Here is a 15187-nt window from a genome sequence, read left to right on the forward strand (position 1 = left end):
GTAACAAAACGAAAGAAACAGTGATTTGTGAAAAGCTGAGGGGACTACTATTTTCCCCGTGACAGTGGGGACGTGACTGCGATTCCGTGTGCCGTTCGGCGCTCATCGAGGCAAGTATCCAACTTCACGAGGTGGAGCGCTGCTGCAGGTCTATGCGGCCGCGTCTGTGCCCCGGTTTGCAGAAAGACAGCGCGCGCGGCGGCGCGCCAGACGAGGCAGAATGCATATGAGCATCGGACAGCTGGGTTATCAGACGACGATCGTAAACCCGGTGACGATTTCCGGAACCGGTGTCCATTCCGGCGCACCCGTCTCCATCACCTTCAATCCTGCCGAGGCCGACAGCGGCGTCGTCTTCCAGCGCATGCATGCCGACGGGCGTGTCAGCGAATACCGCGCGGTGTCCTCGCAGGTCGGCAACACCGATCTCTGCACCGTGCTCGGCTTTTCGTCGCTGACGTCGATCGCAACGGTCGAGCATGTGATGGCGGCGCTCTATGCGCTGTCGCTCGACAACGTGCTGATCGAGGTCGACGGCGCCGAAATGCCGATCATGGACGGCAGCTCCGCTCCCTTCATCGAGGCGATCGACCAGGTGGGCCTGCGCCCGCTCGCGGTCAAGCGCCGCTATATCCGGGTGGTCAAGCCGGTCCGTATCGAGGCAGGCGCCTCCTGGGCCGAATTCTCGCCCCATGATGGCACGCGCTTCGAGGTCGAGATCGACTTCGACTGCCCGCTGATCGGCCGCCAGGCCTGGCGGGGCGAACTGACGCCCGCGACCTTCCGCAGCGAACTTTCGCGCGCCCGCACCTTCGGCTTCATGCGCGACGTCGAGAAGCTGTGGGCCGCCGGTTTCGCGCTCGGTTCGTCGCTCGAGAATTCCGTCGTCATTTCCGACGACAACACGGTCATCAATGTCGAGGGCCTGCGCTACAGGGACGAGTTCGTCCGGCACAAGACGCTCGACGCGGTCGGTGACCTGGCGCTGGCCGGCGCGCAGTTCATCGGCTGCTACCGGTCCTATCGCGGCGGCCACAAGATGAATGCCCATGCGCTGAAGGCACTGCTCAGCGACCGGTCGGCCTACGAGGTCGTCGAGGCCTCCTCGCCGCGCGCCCGCAGCGGTGCTCGCGAACTGATCGCGGTCAACGCGCCGGAATTCGCGCCCTGGTCGGCCTGACCGGCCGGATGCCGCCGCATTTCAGGCGGTGGCATGCAGGCGATTTCCTGCATCGCCTGCCATAAAAATGCGTTAATGCATCGGCATGGCGTTGCGGTCTCCGCGGCTTTGGGGATAGAACGCGGTTCGTGAACCGGCCCGAATGGACCGGTGTGAGTGGGATTGTCAGATGAAATTTGCAGGGTCTGTTGGTGTGGGCAATGCGGCGCGGATCGTCTGCGTCGCCTTGGTGACGACGGCATCGGCCGCGCTTCTGTCGGCATGCCAGACCGACCCGGACATCGACATCACCAAGCTCGCTGCCGAGACGGACCCGCCGGACGTGCTCTACAATCAGGGGCTGGCCAACCTCAACGCCGGCAAGGTGACCGAGGCGTCGCGCAAGTTCGAGGCGATCGACCGGCAGCATCCGTTCTCCGAATATGCCCGCAAGGCGCTCGTCATGAACGCCTTCGTCAATTACCGGCAGGGGCGGAACCAGGAGGCGATCAACGCCGGCAAGCGTTATCTGAGCCTCTATCCGCAATCCGAAGACGCGGCCTATGCGCAGTACATCGTTGGCCTTGCCTATGCCAAGCAGATCCCGAGCGTGACGCAGGACCAGCGCGCGGCGAGCCAGACCATCGAGGCCATGCAGGCCGTCGTCGACAAGTATCCCGAGTCCGAATATGTCGAGGACGCCCATACCAAGATCCGTTTCGCGCGCGACCAGCTGGCCGGCAAGGAAATGCAGGTCGGCCGTTACTATCTTGAGCGCAAGGAGTTCCTGGCGGCCATCACCCGTTTCCGTGTCGTCGTCGAGCAGTATCCGATGACGAATCAGGTCGAGGAGGCGCTGGCGCGGCTCGTCGAGGCCTATTATGCGATGGGGCTGGCGAGCGAGGCGCAGACGGCGGCCGCGGTCCTCGGCCACAACTATCCCGACAGCCAGTGGTATGCCGATTCCTTCAAGCTTCTGCAGAGTCAGGGCCTGGAGCCGCGCGAGAATTCTGGGTCCTGGATTTCGCGCGCCGGCAAGAAGCTGATCGGTGCCTGAAACCGCGACGTGAGGCCCGATGCTGGCGCAGCTTTCGATCCGCGATATCGTCCTGATCGAACGGCTCGAACTCACCTTCGAAGCCGGTCTCTCGGTGCTGACCGGCGAGACGGGCGCCGGCAAATCCATTCTCCTCGACAGCCTGTCGCTGGCGCTCGGCGGCCGCGGTGACGGGTCGCTGGTGCGCCATGGCGCCGAGCGCGGCCAGGTGACCGCCGTCTTCGACGTGCCGCCGCGGCATGCCGCGCGGCTCTTGCTGCGCGACAACGGCATCGACGACGAGGGAGACATGATCTTCCGCCGCCAGCAATCGGCCGACGGCCGCACCAAAGCTTTCGTCAACGACCAGCCCGTTTCCGTCCAGCTGATGCGCCAGGCCGGCCAGCTTCTCGTCGAGATCCACGGCCAGCACGACGACCGGGCGCTCGTCGACACCGACGCGCACCGGCTGCTGCTCGACGCCTTCGGAGGCCTGGGCGAGGCGGCCGGGGACGTCGGCGCGCTCTACTTCCGCTGGAAGGAGGCCGAACGGGCGCTGCGCAAGCATCGAGAGCGCGTCGAGGCGGCCGCCCGCGAGGCGGATTACCTGCGTTCCTCCGTCGAGGAACTCGAAACGCTCTCGCCGCAGGACGGCGAGGAGGAGGAGCTTGCCGAAAGGCGCTCGCGCATGATGAAGGCCGAGCGGATCGCCGTCGACATCAGCGAGGCGAGCGACTTCCTGAACGGCAATGCCTCGCCGGTGCCGCTGATCGCCTCGCTCGTGCGTCGCCTGGAGCGCAAGAGCCACGAGGCGCCGGGCCTGCTCGAAGAGACCGTGGAGCTGCTCGACCAGGCGCTGAACCAGCTCTCCGACGCGCAGATGGCGGTCGAGGCCGCGCTGAGGAAGACGGAATACGATCCGAAGGAACTGGAGCGTACGGAGGAGCGCCTCTTCGCGCTGCGCGCCGCCTCCCGCAAATATTCCGTGCCGGTGACCGGCCTGCCGGCGCTTGCCGCGAAGATGATCGCCGATCTCGCCGAGCTCGATGCGGGCGAGGAGCGGCTCGTCACGCTCGACGCGCAGGCCAGAGAGGCGCAGGCGGCCTTTGACGCGGCGGCCCGCAGCCTGTCGGAGCGCCGCCACAATACCGGCAAGGCGCTGGCCGAGGCGGTGATGGCCGAACTGCCGGCGCTGAAGCTCGAACGGGCGCGTTTCATGGTCGAGATCGCGACCGATCCGGAGGCCGGCGGCGAGGAGGGCATCGACACGGTCGAGTTCCACGTGCAGACCAATCCCGGCACCCGGCCCGGGCCGATCATGAAGGTGGCGTCCGGCGGCGAGCTCTCGCGCTTCCTGCTGGCGCTGAAGGTGGCGCTCGCCGATCGCGGCTCGGCGCCGACGCTGGTCTTCGACGAGATCGACACCGGGGTCGGCGGCGCCGTCGCGGACGCGATCGGCCAGCGCCTGAAGCGGCTTTCCGCGACCGTCCAGGTGCTTTCCGTTACCCATGCGCCGCAGGTGGCGGCGCGGGCGGGAACGCATCTGCTGATATCGAAGGCGCCCGTCGAGGGCAGCGAGACGGTGGCGACGCGGGTGGCACGCATGGATGACGGCGCACGGACGGAGGAAATCGCCCGCATGCTGGCCGGCGCCTCCATCACGGACGAGGCGCGCGCCGCCGCGGCCCGGCTGCTCACCGGCGGCACCTGATTTTGCCGTTGGCAAACCGGCCGCGATCTTTCCTTTCCCTCGCCATGCTCTAAAACGATCTGCCAACCTGCGGAGCGAGCCATGGCGAACGAAAAAACCCCGGTCGAGACACTCAGCGAAGAGGCGGCTGCCGCGGAACTCGCCTTTCTTGCCGCGGAACTCGCACGCCACGACGAGCTCTATCACGGCAAGGACCAGCCTGAGATCACGGACGCCGACTATGACAGGCTGAAGCGGCGCAACGAGGCGATCGAGGCGCGTTTTCCGGCGCTGGTACGCGATGACAGCCCGTCGCGCCGCGTCGGCGCCGCGCCGCTTGCGACCTTCGCGCCGATCACCCATGCGCGGCCGATGCTGTCGCTCGACAACACGTTCTCCGATGAGGACGTGCGCGACTTCGTTGCCTCGGTCTACCGCTTCCTCGGCCAGATGCCGGACGATTCGATCGCCTTTACCGCCGAGCCGAAGATCGACGGGCTCTCCATGTCGCTCCGCTATGAGAACGGACGCCTCGTGACGGCCGCGACGCGCGGCGACGGCACGACGGGCGAAAACGTTACGGCGAACATCCTGACGATCGGCGAGATTCCGAACCGCCTGCCGGCTGGCGCTCCGGTGGTCGCCGAAGTGCGCGGCGAGGTCTATATGGCGAAGAGCGATTTCCTCGCGCTGAACGAACGCATGGCGGCGGAAGGGCGGCAGACCTACGTCAACCCGCGCAACACGGCGGCCGGCTCACTGCGCCAGCTCGACGCGGCGGTGACCGCGAGCCGCAAGCTTCGCTTCTTCGCCTATGCCTGGGGCGAGATGTCGGAGATGCCGGCCGACACGCAGTCCGGCATGATCGAGACCCTGAAATCCTGGGGTTTCCCGGTCAACCCGATGACGAAACGCCTGACGAAGGTGGACGACATCATCGGCCACTACCGGGAGATCGGGCTTGCCCGGCCGGACCTCGACTACGACATCGACGGCGTCGTCTACAAGGTCGACCGGCTCGACCTGCAGCAGCGGCTCGGTTTCCGCTCGCGCAGCCCGCGCTGGGCGACGGCGCACAAGTTCCCGGCCGAACAGGCCTTCACCACCGTGGAGAAGATCGACATCCAGGTCGGGCGCACCGGCGCGCTGACGCCGGTCGCACGCCTCACCCCCGTCACCGTCGGCGGCGTGGTCGTGACGAATGCGACGCTGCACAATGCCGACTATATTGAGGGCATCGGCAACAGCGGCGAGCGTATCCGTGAGGACGGCCACGACATCCGCATCGGCGACACGGTGATCGTGCAGCGGGCGGGCGACGTCATCCCGCAGGTGCTGGACGTGGTGATGGAAAAGCGGCCGGCCGATGCCGTGCCCTATGAATTCCCGAAGACCTGCCCGGTCTGCGGCAGCCATGCGGTGCGCGAGAAGAACGAGAAGACCGGCCGGCTCGATTCCGTCACGCGCTGCACCGGCGGCTTCGTCTGCCGGGCGCAGGCGGTGGAGCACCTGAAACACTTCGTCTCGCGCAACGCCTTCGACATCGAGGGCCTCGGCGCCAAGCAGATCGACTTCTTCTTCGAGGCGGAGGACGAAGCTCTGAGGATCCGCACCGCGCCGGATATCTTCACGCTCAGGCGCCGGCAGGAGGCCTCCGAGCTGACGAAGCTCGAAAACATCGACGGCTTCGGCAAGGTCAGCGTCGGCAAGCTGTTCAACGCGATCGACGAGCGCCGCCGGATCGCGCTCCACCGCTTCATCTACGCGCTCGGCATCCGTCATGTGGGCGAAACGAACGCCAAGCTTCTGGCGCGCGGCTACGGCACCTACGAGGCCTTCGAAAAGGCGATGAAGGAGGCGGAGAGCCTCTCCGGCGAGGCCTGGACCGATCTCAACAACATCGAGGGCATCGGCGAGGTCGTCGCGCGCGCCATCGTCGAGTTCTTCAAGGAGCCGCGCAATGTCGAGGTCGTGTCGCGGCTGCTCGAGGAGGTAACGCCGGAGGCCGCCGAGATGCCGGCCGCCAGCGACAGTCCGGTTGCCGGAAAGACGGTCGTCTTCACCGGATCGCTGGAGAAGATGACGCGCGACGAGGCGAAGGCGATGGCCGAACGGCTCGGCGCCAAGGTGGCGGGCTCCGTCTCGAAGAAGACCGATCTCGTCGTCGCCGGTCCGGGCGCCGGCTCCAAGCTCGACAAGGCGCGCGAATTCGGCGTCGAGGTGATCGACGAGGACCAGTGGTTCGAACGCATCGGCCCGCAGTGAGCGGTCACGGCTCCGCGACCTGCGAGCCGCGCACGAGGTAACGGCCTGCAAACCTCATCGGCACCGACGTCATGGCCGTTGCCGGTGCCGAGATAGGCGTAGATATGCAGATGCGGCTCCGTCGTGTTGCCGGAATTGCCCACCCTGGCGATCGGCTGGCCGGCATCGACCAGCGCACCGGCCTCCACGGCAAGCCAGCCTTCCGCGAAATGCGCGAGCAGCACGCGGGCCGTCTGGCAGGCGACGACCGCATGGTTGCCGGCCGGAGCCTTGGCATCGACGTCGCCCGGAACATTGTCCGGGTGCCCGTCCTCCACCGCGAGAACGAAGCCGGTGCAGGGGCTCGTGACCGTCTTCCCGAAGATCACATAGCGCTGGAGATCGGCGGGCAGCAGGCCGTCCGCGCGGCGGCCGAATCGGTCGAGCGCGACGATGTCGAGTGCGTGGCGCTGCGCGGGCTCGGGGTTGTGATCGTTGATGAACCGGCTGTCGCCGCCGTGCTGCACGGCAAAGGTGCCGCCCTCCAGCGGAAAGGCGAGATCCACCGGTGTTTCGTTCGGCCGGTAGCCGGCGAGAGCGGCACCGGTGAGAGCGAGGAACCAGAGCGTGAGCACGCCGGAGAGGCCGAAATGCCACAGGCGCCCGGACGGCGTCGGCACCTGGGCGGGCAGCCGTCGCGCCACGCGCCAGCTTGCGGCCGCACCGGCCATGTAGAGAACCGGCACGACGGGGCGCAGATAGGACGACAGCCAGTTCCATTGGCCGCAGATCGCGATGAAGGCGATATAGGCGCCGCCGCAGACCACATTGGCCGACCAGCCTTCGCGGTCCCACGGCGAGGGACGGAAGAGCCAGGCGAGGAAAAACAGCGGCAGGGCGACCTGCATCGTCAGCATCATCGCGATCGTCGTCGTCATGTCGCCGCCGTCCGTCCCTTCGGTTCTGCGCGGACCGCCGTGGCGACCGCGCGGTTGCAGGCGGAACAGCCGCGCGGCGATAAGGTTCCCTTTCGTGTCGGGTGCGGCCGCGCGCGGCCCACCGGATCACGGATCGGTGAAACCGGTCGGGCGGATGACGAGCATGCCGGCGGCGGGGTCGTCCTCGAAGATCAGTGCGCCCTTCGCTTTCGATTCGGCGGGCACGTAGTCGAAGATGACCTCGGCACGGTCGAGAACGCTGTCGCCGCCGCGAATCTCGCCGACGACGGTGACGGCCGCCGCGGATGTCGGCGCGGCGTTGCGGATTTCGAAGGTGACGCGATGGCCGCTGCCGGTTCGTCGTGTGTCGAGCACGGTGATCGTGAGATCCGGTGGCGTGTCTTCGCGCCTGATGGCCTCGTAGGCGATCCAGGCGACGATGGCGAGGACAAGCGCTGCCGAGACCAGCCCTGTGAGCCATTCGATCCAGTGCGCTTCGTGCCTTTCCGTCCGGTTGCCGGCCATCGGCGCCTCACAGGATCAGCCGCGCGGCGGCGGCGCCGAGCGAGGCGGGGAAGGCCAGCACGACGACCGACAGAAGGATCTCGACTGCGGACGTGTCGTCGAGCCGCTCGAAGGTCCAGAGCGCATAGAGGCTGATCAGCAGCGCAACCACATAGCCGGGCAGCGTGAAGCGGATCAAGGCATGCCACCACGGCGTCCGCGGCGAAAGTTCGTGGCCGCCGGTGAAGGAGACGGCGTAGACGAAGCCGTGCATCAGCGCGATCGACAGAACGATGATGGCAACCGCGTGCCACGGCGTCATCTTGTAGGCGACGACGATCATCTCTTCGGTCGGCGCGACATTCAGCGACAGGAACAGCGCGCCGGCCGCCATCATCAGCAGCTCGACGCCGTAGCGCGCCTGCCGCCGTTCGCGTGTCCCGTCCCCGTCGTCAGCACTGCCGCTGCCGAGCTGGCTGCGGCCGAGCATGGCGCCGATGCTGGCGGGAACCGATTGCAGCGCAACCTTGCCGACGATCTCGCTTGCCGGCATGTCCTGCCGGATCAGGCCGAGGACCACCAGTACGATCGCCGAGGTGAGGAGGCCGATCGCATAGGCGATCGTCGCATCGCGCACCGCCTCCCGCCAGGTGAAGGTTTTTTCGAAACCGATGCGGTGCGCGAGCAGGATGAGCAGCGGAATGTTGAGGAGCATGAGCAGCAGCAGGCGATCGCGTCCGATATAGAAGCCGAGATACCACATCTCCATCGTCATCAGCATCGGAAGGGCGAAGAGCAGGGCGCCGGCCACGCCGCGGCCGAGGCCCGTGACGAAGGCGCCGCGCTCGCGATGACGCTGTTCCTGCTGTTCCATGATGCCGGCTGTCCCCGGGCTGACGCCCAATCAGCCGGAAAACGCGGCGCCTTGAAGAAAGTTCCGCAGTTCCGCCTCGCGGGCCGGGACTTGAAATCGGCGCCCCGAGCGCCATCCTCACCCCTGTGCCCGGCACGATCCCCCCTCCACCGCGACGGGGGCAGGGCCCTTGTCCCAGTTGGTCGTCATGCCCAGCGTGTGTCGGCTGAAGCCAATTCCAACTGAGAGGAACGATCATGACTGAAGCGAAATCCGGAGATCTCGTCCGCATCCACTATACGGGCATGCTCAGCGACGGAACGCCCTTCGACAGCACGCGGGACCGCGAGCCGATGGAGTTCGAGCTCGGTGCAGGCCAGGTGTTGCCGGGGCTCGAGGCGCGCGTCGTCGGCATGAGCGTCGGCGAGGCGCAGACGGTCACTGTGCCTGCCGAGGAGGCCTTCGGGCCGCGCGACCCGAACAAGATACAGACGTTCTCCCGCCAGGAAATGCCGGCCAACCTGGCAGTCGAGCCCGGCATGCGACTTCAGGCGCGCAGCCGCACCGGCGAGGCGGTCACGGTGAGCGTCGTCGACGTCAGCGATGCGGACGTCACCGTCGATGCAAACCATCCGCTTGCCGGCCGGGACCTGACCTTCGAGATCGAACTGCAGGAAATCGTGAAGGCGGCCTGAGGCCGCTCTCAGCCGTTCGCCTTCTTGCGGAACTTCTTCTTCGCGCCGGCCGGGGCCGGCTTGCCGTCGGCGGAGGCACTGCCGTTCTTGCCCTTGAAGGGCTTGCCCTTGCCGAACGCTTTTCCGCCGGGTGCCGCATCGTCCGACACGCGCCCCTCGAAGGGCTTGCGGAAGGGTTTGGCCGCCGGTCTCGCGTCGTCACGCGGTGCGTCGTGCTTTTCCCATGCCTTCTTCGCAGGGCGTTCCGCAGCCTCGCCTTCGGCGCGCTTCGGATAGCCGCGCTTCTCCTTGGCAGGGCGGTCCAGCCGCGGCTTGCGGTCACGGGCTTCGTCCGTGCCGAAACGCTCCCGCCGTGCCTCGCCCTGGCCGGCAAGGTCCGGCGTGCCGTCGATTGGTGTCAGGCGAATGCCCTTTTCCAGCAGGCGTTTCGGGCCGGCGGCCGCAAGCAGGGCCTCCGCGCCTTCCGGCGAGAGTTCCACATAGGTTTCCTCCTGCTGCATCTTGATCGCGCCGATCGCGTGTTTCGTGAGGCCGGCGCTGCGGCAGAGCATCGGGATGAGCCAGCGGGGTTCCGCCCGCTGGCTGCGGCCGACGGACAGCGTGACCCAGCGGCTCTCGCCGAAGCGTGGCCGGAGCGCAAGCGGGGCCGCCGCCGCGGCGCCGTCGTCACGCCGCTCGCGCGGCTTGCGTTCGTCGAGCGAGACCGCCGTCAGGTCTTCCGGGGCCGACCGGCCGGCCCGGAACGTCCGCACGAGTGCGGCCGCCACCTGCCGCGCACCATGCGCGGAGACAAGCTGGTCGACGAGGGCGTCCTCGTCCTCCGTCACCGGGCTGGCGAGCATCGGATCGGCCATCAGCCGCTCGTCGTCGCGGCGCAGAATGTCCTCGGCGGCCGGCGGCAGCAGCCACTGGGCCGTGATGCGCGCACCCTGCAGCAGGCGCTCGGCCTTGCGGCGGGCATTCACCGGCACGATCAGCGCGCTCACGCCCTTGCGGCCGGCGCGGCCCGTGCGGCCGCTGCGGTGAAGCAGCGTCTCGGAATTGCTCGGCAGGTCGGCATGCACCACGAGTTCGAGGCCCGGCAGGTCGATGCCGCGGGCGGCGACATCGGTCGCGATGCACACCCGGGCGCGGCCGTCGCGCATCGCCTGCAGCGCATGGCTGCGCTCGTTCTGGCTGAGTTCGCCGGAGAGGGCGACGACCGAAAAACCGCGGTTGTTGAGCCGCGCCGTCAGATGGTTCACCGCCGCGCGCGTCGAACAGAAGACGATCGCATTGGCCGCGTCGTGAAAGCGCAGCACGTTGATGATGGCGTTCTCGCGGTCGGACGGGACGACCGGATGGGCGCGGTAGTCGATGTCGACATGCTGGCTTCTCTCCGCCGCCGTGGAGATGCGCATCGCGTCGCGCTGGTAGCTTTCGGCGAGCCGCGCGATCGCCGGCGGCACAGTTGCCGAGAACATCAGGGTCCGACGGTCCTCGGGGGCTGCCTCGAGGATGAATTCCAGGTCTTCGCGGAAGCCGAGGTCGAGCATCTCGTCGGCCTCGTCGAGCACGACGGCGCGGATCGACGCGAGGTCGAGCGCGCCGCGGGTGATGTGGTCGCGCAGGCGGCCCGGCGTGCCGACGACGATGTGGGCGCCGCGTTCCAGCGCCCGGCGCTCGGTGCGGATGTCCATGCCGCCGACGCAGGAGGCGATCGCCGCACCGGCCGGCTCGTAGAGCCATTCGATCTCGCGCTGGACCTGCAATGCGAGCTCGCGGGTCGGCGCGATGACGAGTGCAAGCGGCGTGTCGGCGCGCCCGAAGCGCTCTGCGCCGTCAAGCAGTGTCGGCGCGATCGCGAGGCCGAAGGCGACCGTCTTGCCCGACCCGGTCTGGGCGGAAACGAGCACGTCCCTGCCGGCAAGGTGCGGTTCGATCACCGCCTGCTGGACCGGCGTCAGGGTTTCATAGCCGCGTTTTGCCAACGCGGAGGCCATCGCCGGGGCGAGGCTGGGGAAGTCGTTCATCGAATGTCTTTCGGAATGGGACTGGCGCCCGGTCATCGGAACCGACGCATACCACGGCGGCCTGCACCGCGCGGGCCTCTTTGGCGCCCTCCTATCCTTCGGCGGGCCAAAAGTACAGCGCTTCCTGCGGATGGCCGCTATGCGGACACCGCTCGGCCGCCATTTTGGTTTGCGGATTGTCTTTTTGCGCCGCACAAGATAGAAACCGCCAACGGGAAGACGGCCGGAAAGCGCCGCGCCCGGTCGCCGCCCACGGGAGAGGGCGACTGGATTGGAGGATCCGCCCATGAAGACGATCACGACCATCGCCGACCTGCGCGCGGCACTTGCGCCACACCGGCGGGCGGGCCGCACAATCGGCCTCGTCCCGACGATGGGCTATCTCCATACCGGGCACATGGAACTCGTGCGCCGCGCGCGCCGCGACACGGACATCGTCGTCGCCTCGATCTTCGTGAACCCGCTGCAGTTCGGCGCCAACGAGGATCTGGAGCGCTATCCGCGCGACCTGCCGCGCGACCAGGCGATGCTGGAACAGGGCGGCGTTGATTTCCTCTTTGCGCCGGGTGTCGCCGACATGTATCCGCGCAGGATGGAGACGGTGGTCGACGTTCCCGCGCTCGGACACGAGCTCGAGGGCGCCGTGCGGCCCGGACATTTCGCCGGCGTGGCGACCGTCGTCACGAAGCTCTTCAACATCGTCGGTCCCGACCGCGCCTATTTCGGCGAGAAGGACTACCAGCAGCTCACCATCATCCGCCGCATGGTCGAGGATCTCGCCTTGCCGGTCGAGGTCGTCGGCGTCGAGACGGTGCGCGAGGCGGACGGCCTCGCCTGCTCGTCGCGCAACGTCTATCTGTCGGCCGACGAGCGCAAGGCCGCGGCGATCGTGCCGCGCGCGCTCGACGAGGCCGAGCGCCTCGTCAAGGCAGGCGAGCGCGACGCCCGCCGCATCGAGGCGGCCGTCACGGCCTTCCTGAAGGGCGAGCCGCTCGCCGAGCCGGAGGTCGTGGCCTTGCGCGACCCCGTCACGCTGGAAACGCTGGAGACGGTCGGCGACGCCGCGCTTCTCCTCCTGTTCGTGCGCTTCGGCCGTACGAAGCTGCTCGACAACCGCGTCATCGACGTGAAGACCGCAAGCATGGCGAAGGTGGCCTGACATGAGCGTGCACGCAACGAAGCGGCGGCTCGCGCCTGCCGATATCCAGGCGCTCAAGGGCGAGCGACCGATCGTCAGCCTGACGGCCTATACGACGCCGATCGCCAAGCTGCTCGATCCGCATGTCGATTTCATGCTTGTCGGCGATTCGCTCGGCATGGTGCTCTACGGGCTCGAATCCACCGTCGGCGTGACGATGGACATGATGATCGCGCACGGCCAGGCCGTGATGCGCGGCTCGAACCGGGCCTGCGTCGTCGTCGACATGCCTTTCGGCGCCTACCAGGAATCGAAGGAGCTCGCCTTCCGCAGCGCCGCCCGCATCCTCAAGGAGACGGGCTGCAGCGCGGTGAAGCTCGAGGGCGGCGCCGAGATGGCGGAAACAGTCGCGTTCCTGACGAGCCGCGGCATTCCCGTGCTCGGCCATGTTGGTCTCATGCCGCAGCTCATTAACACGACGGGCGGCTACCGTTCGCTCGGCCGCAGCGAGAAGGAAGTGGAGAAGATCCGCCGCGACGCCAAGGCGATCGACGACGCCGGCGCTTTCGCGATCGTCATCGAGGGCACGGTCGAGCCGGTGGCGCGCGAGATCACGGGGCAGGTGCGGGCGCCGACGATCGGCATCGGCGCGTCGCCCGCCTGCGACGGACAGGTGCTCGTCGTCGACGACGTGCTCGGCGTTTTCACCGACTTCAAGCCGCGTTTCGTCAAGCACTTCGCAAACCTCGCGCCGCTGATGTCCGAGGCCTTCGCAGCCTATGCGCAGGAGGTGCGGGACCGCAGCTTCCCGGGGCCGGAGCACACGTTCCAGGTCAAGAAGCCGACGGCGTGAACTATTTCGGGTCGAGCACGAACGTTCAATCCCTTTGATCGTTGCATCAGGCATATTGGTTTGCCGTTGAAGCAAACCTTTTCTATGCCGTAGAGGCTGAAACGTCAGAGTGCAGGCCATGACCCCCGACACCGCCGCCGATCTCCGCGACGCCGCACGGCGCGGCTTTTCCATCATGATTTCCGCAGCCCCCTTCGGCATCCTGTTCGGGGCGGTCGCCGTCGACAACGGCCTTTCGATCGCCGAAGCGGCCCTGATGAGCGCGGCGCTCTATGCCGGCGCGAGCCAACTCGTCGGCGTCGAGCTCTTCGGCCACCACGTGCAGGCCTGGCTCGTCGTGCTGTCGATCTTTGCGGTCAATTTTCGCCATGTGCTCTATTCGGCGGCGATTGCGCGGCATATTCGCCACTTCTCGCCCTGGCAGAAGGCGGTCGGGCTTTATCTGCTCGTCGACCCGCAATTCGCCGAGGCCGAACGGCGCAGCGACAGCGGCAGGCAGGTCACTTTCCTCTGGTATCTGGTGCTCGCGCTCTGCGTCTATGTGCCGTGGCTGTTCCTGACGATCATCGGCGGCCTGCTCGGCAACCTCATCGGCGATCCGCAGGCGATCGGCATCGACGTGCTGCTGCCGATCTATTTCATGGGGCTGGTGCTCGGCTTCCGCAGCCGCGCCAACTGGCTGCCGGTCGTCGCGGCGTCGGCGGTCGGCTCCATCGTCGCCATGCATTTCGTCGGATCGCCCTGGCATGTGAGCCTCGGCGCGCTCGCCGGCATCGCGGTCGCCGCCCTGATGCCGCTCGACGACGGCACCGCGGACGCGCCGGCTGCCGGCAGCGTGGCCAGGGAGGCATAGGATGGACGCCTATTTCGATCCGCAGATCCTGATGATCATCCTTGCCGGCGCCGTTGCCACCTACCTGACGCGCATCGGCGGCTATGTGCTGATCACCCGGCTGAAACGCATCCCGCCGCGCGTCGAGGCGGCACTCAACGCCGTGCCGGCGGCGGTGCTGACGACGCTGGTGGCACCGGCTGCCGCAACGGGCGGACTCAACGTCACACTCGCCATGGCGGCCGCCTTCCTCGTCGGCCTGCGTCTCTCCGTGCTGCCGATGCTCGTCGCCGGCTGGGCCGTCGTCATGACTCTGCGTCACCTCATCGGCTGAGCGGTTCCGTTGCGGCAGCAAGCCAGGCCTGTGTCTGTGCGGAGGATATCAGCGGCCAGAGCTTTTCCCGCGTCTCGGCGTGATACCGGTTGAGCCAGTCCAGCTCCTCGTCCGTCAGGAGATTGACGAGAACGAGCCGCCGGTCGATCGGGCAGAAAGTGAGGGTGGCGAAGCCGAGCATCTCCATGTCGCCGCCCTCGACGGGTGCCGGCGGCAGGACGTGCACGAGGTTCTCGATACGGATGCCGAAGCTGCCGGGGCGGTAGTAGCCGGGTTCGTTCGACAGGATCATGCCGGGCAGAAGCTCCTGCGTCGACAGGCGCGCGATGCGCTGCGGGCCTTCGTGAACCGACAGATAGGAGCCGACGCCGTGGCCCGTGCCATGGGCGAAGTCGGCGCCCGCCTTCCAGAGCGCGATGCGGGCGAGGGGATCGAGGTCGCAGCCGCGCGACCCCCTGGGGAAGCGCGCGGCGCTGATTGCGATCATGCCCTTCAGCACCAGCGTGAAGAAGCGCTTCTGCTCCTCCGGCACGGCGCCGACCGCGACGGTCCTGGTGATGTCGGTCGTGCCGTTGATGTACTGTCCGCCGGAATCGATCAGGAACAGCGTGCCGCCCTCGATCGTTCGGTCGGTTTCGGTCGTCACGCGGTAGTGCATGATCGCCGCATGGGCACCGGCGCCGGCGATCGTGTCGAAGGAAATGTCCTTCAGCGGGTTCTGCAGGCTTTCGCCGACCGCGCGGCGGCAGGCCTCGAGCTTTTCCGTGGCGGCGATCTCGGTGACGGTGCCGGATGCCTGGCCGTCCAGCCAGGCAAGGAATTCCACCATGGCCGCGCCGTCCTGCAGATGCGCCCTGGCGGAGCCGGCGAGTTCGGTTTCATTCTTGCGGGCGCGGGGG

13 protein-coding genes and 1 pseudogene are annotated in these 15187 nt (G+C 67.4%); 9 read left to right on the forward strand and 5 right to left on the reverse strand.

Annotated features, from left to right (window positions below; genetic code table 11):
• The first annotated feature begins 226 nt into the window (after positions 1 to 226).
• The 4 genes from lpxC to ligA all read left to right on the forward strand — a co-directional run bounded on the left by lpxC (position 227) and on the right by ligA (position 6150).
• Positions 227 to 1180 (forward strand): UDP-3-O-acyl-N-acetylglucosamine deacetylase, encoded by a 954-nt coding sequence (lpxC, locus tag LXM94_RS19440; RefSeq protein WP_235773119.1) that lies wholly within the window; start codon positions 227 to 229, stop codon positions 1178 to 1180.
• 169 nt (positions 1181 to 1349) lie between these two features.
• Positions 1350 to 2216 (forward strand): outer membrane protein assembly factor BamD, encoded by an 867-nt coding sequence (locus LXM94_RS19445; RefSeq protein WP_235773120.1) that lies wholly within the window; start codon positions 1350 to 1352, stop codon positions 2214 to 2216.
• A 19-nt stretch (positions 2217 to 2235) separates the two neighbouring features.
• Positions 2236 to 3906, forward strand: a complete 1671-nt coding sequence (recN, locus tag LXM94_RS19450) for a DNA repair protein RecN (protein ID WP_235773121.1) — start codon at positions 2236 to 2238, stop codon at positions 3904 to 3906.
• 81 nt (positions 3907 to 3987) lie between these two features.
• Positions 3988 to 6150: an NAD-dependent DNA ligase LigA gene (gene ligA / locus LXM94_RS19455; RefSeq protein WP_235773122.1), complete on the forward strand. Its 2163-nt coding sequence runs from the start codon at positions 3988 to 3990 to the stop codon at positions 6148 to 6150.
• Positions 6151 to 6257: 107 nt separating this feature from the next.
• Here the strand turns inward: ligA and LXM94_RS19460 are convergent.
• The 3 genes and pseudogenes from LXM94_RS19460 to LXM94_RS19470 all read right to left on the reverse strand — a co-directional run.
• Positions 6258 to 7067, reverse strand: a pseudogene (locus LXM94_RS19460) (hypothetical protein); the annotation flags it as partial.
• 126 nt (positions 7068 to 7193) lie between these two features.
• Positions 7194 to 7592: a TIGR02588 family protein gene (locus LXM94_RS19465; protein ID WP_235773123.1), complete on the reverse strand. Its 399-nt coding sequence runs from the start codon at positions 7590 to 7592 to the stop codon at positions 7194 to 7196.
• 7 nt (positions 7593 to 7599) lie between these two features.
• The gene (locus LXM94_RS19470) at positions 7600 to 8445 is read right to left on the reverse strand and encodes a TIGR02587 family membrane protein (protein ID WP_235773124.1); all 846 of its coding nucleotides are present in this window, start codon (positions 8443 to 8445) and stop codon (positions 7600 to 7602) included.
• A 236-nt stretch (positions 8446 to 8681) separates the two neighbouring features.
• Between LXM94_RS19470 and LXM94_RS19475 the strand changes: the two genes are divergently transcribed.
• Positions 8682 to 9119 (forward strand): FKBP-type peptidyl-prolyl cis-trans isomerase, encoded by a 438-nt coding sequence (locus LXM94_RS19475; RefSeq protein WP_235773125.1) that lies wholly within the window; start codon positions 8682 to 8684, stop codon positions 9117 to 9119.
• An 8-nt stretch (positions 9120 to 9127) separates the two neighbouring features.
• On the opposite strand, the gene LXM94_RS19480 is transcribed toward LXM94_RS19475, so the two are convergent.
• Positions 9128 to 11131 (reverse strand): DEAD/DEAH box helicase, encoded by a 2004-nt coding sequence (locus LXM94_RS19480; protein ID WP_235773126.1) that lies wholly within the window; start codon positions 11129 to 11131, stop codon positions 9128 to 9130.
• A gap of 286 nt (positions 11132 to 11417) precedes the next feature.
• Between LXM94_RS19480 and panC the strand changes: the two genes are divergently transcribed.
• The 4 genes from panC (at position 11418) to LXM94_RS19500 (ending at position 14288) form a co-directional block, all read left to right on the forward strand.
• Positions 11418 to 12290 (forward strand): pantoate--beta-alanine ligase, encoded by an 873-nt coding sequence (gene panC / locus LXM94_RS19485; RefSeq protein ID WP_235773127.1) that lies wholly within the window; start codon positions 11418 to 11420, stop codon positions 12288 to 12290.
• A 1-nt stretch (position 12291) separates the two neighbouring features.
• On the forward strand, positions 12292 to 13122 hold the full coding sequence (gene panB / locus LXM94_RS19490; protein ID WP_235773128.1) for a 3-methyl-2-oxobutanoate hydroxymethyltransferase: 831 nt from the start codon (positions 12292 to 12294) through the stop codon (positions 13120 to 13122).
• 118 nt (positions 13123 to 13240) lie between these two features.
• Positions 13241 to 13975 carry an AzlC family ABC transporter permease gene (locus tag LXM94_RS19495; RefSeq protein WP_235773129.1) on the forward strand — a complete coding sequence of 245 codons (735 nt, stop codon included), beginning with the start codon at positions 13241 to 13243 and terminating at the stop codon, positions 13973 to 13975.
• Between the two features lies 1 nt (position 13976).
• Positions 13977 to 14288 carry an AzlD family protein gene (locus LXM94_RS19500; protein ID WP_235773130.1) on the forward strand — a complete coding sequence of 104 codons (312 nt, stop codon included), beginning with the start codon at positions 13977 to 13979 and terminating at the stop codon, positions 14286 to 14288.
• Here the strand turns inward: LXM94_RS19500 and LXM94_RS19505 are convergent.
• A partial coding sequence (locus LXM94_RS19505) for a M24B family metallopeptidase (protein ID WP_235773131.1) occupies positions 14278 to 15187 on the reverse strand: 910 nt, incomplete at its 5' end. The genes LXM94_RS19500 and LXM94_RS19505 overlap by 11 nt on opposite strands.

It is taken from the genome of Rhizobium alarense (assembly GCF_021555155.1).
Classification (GTDB): domain Bacteria; phylum Pseudomonadota; class Alphaproteobacteria; order Rhizobiales; family Rhizobiaceae; genus Rhizobium_D; species Rhizobium_D alarense.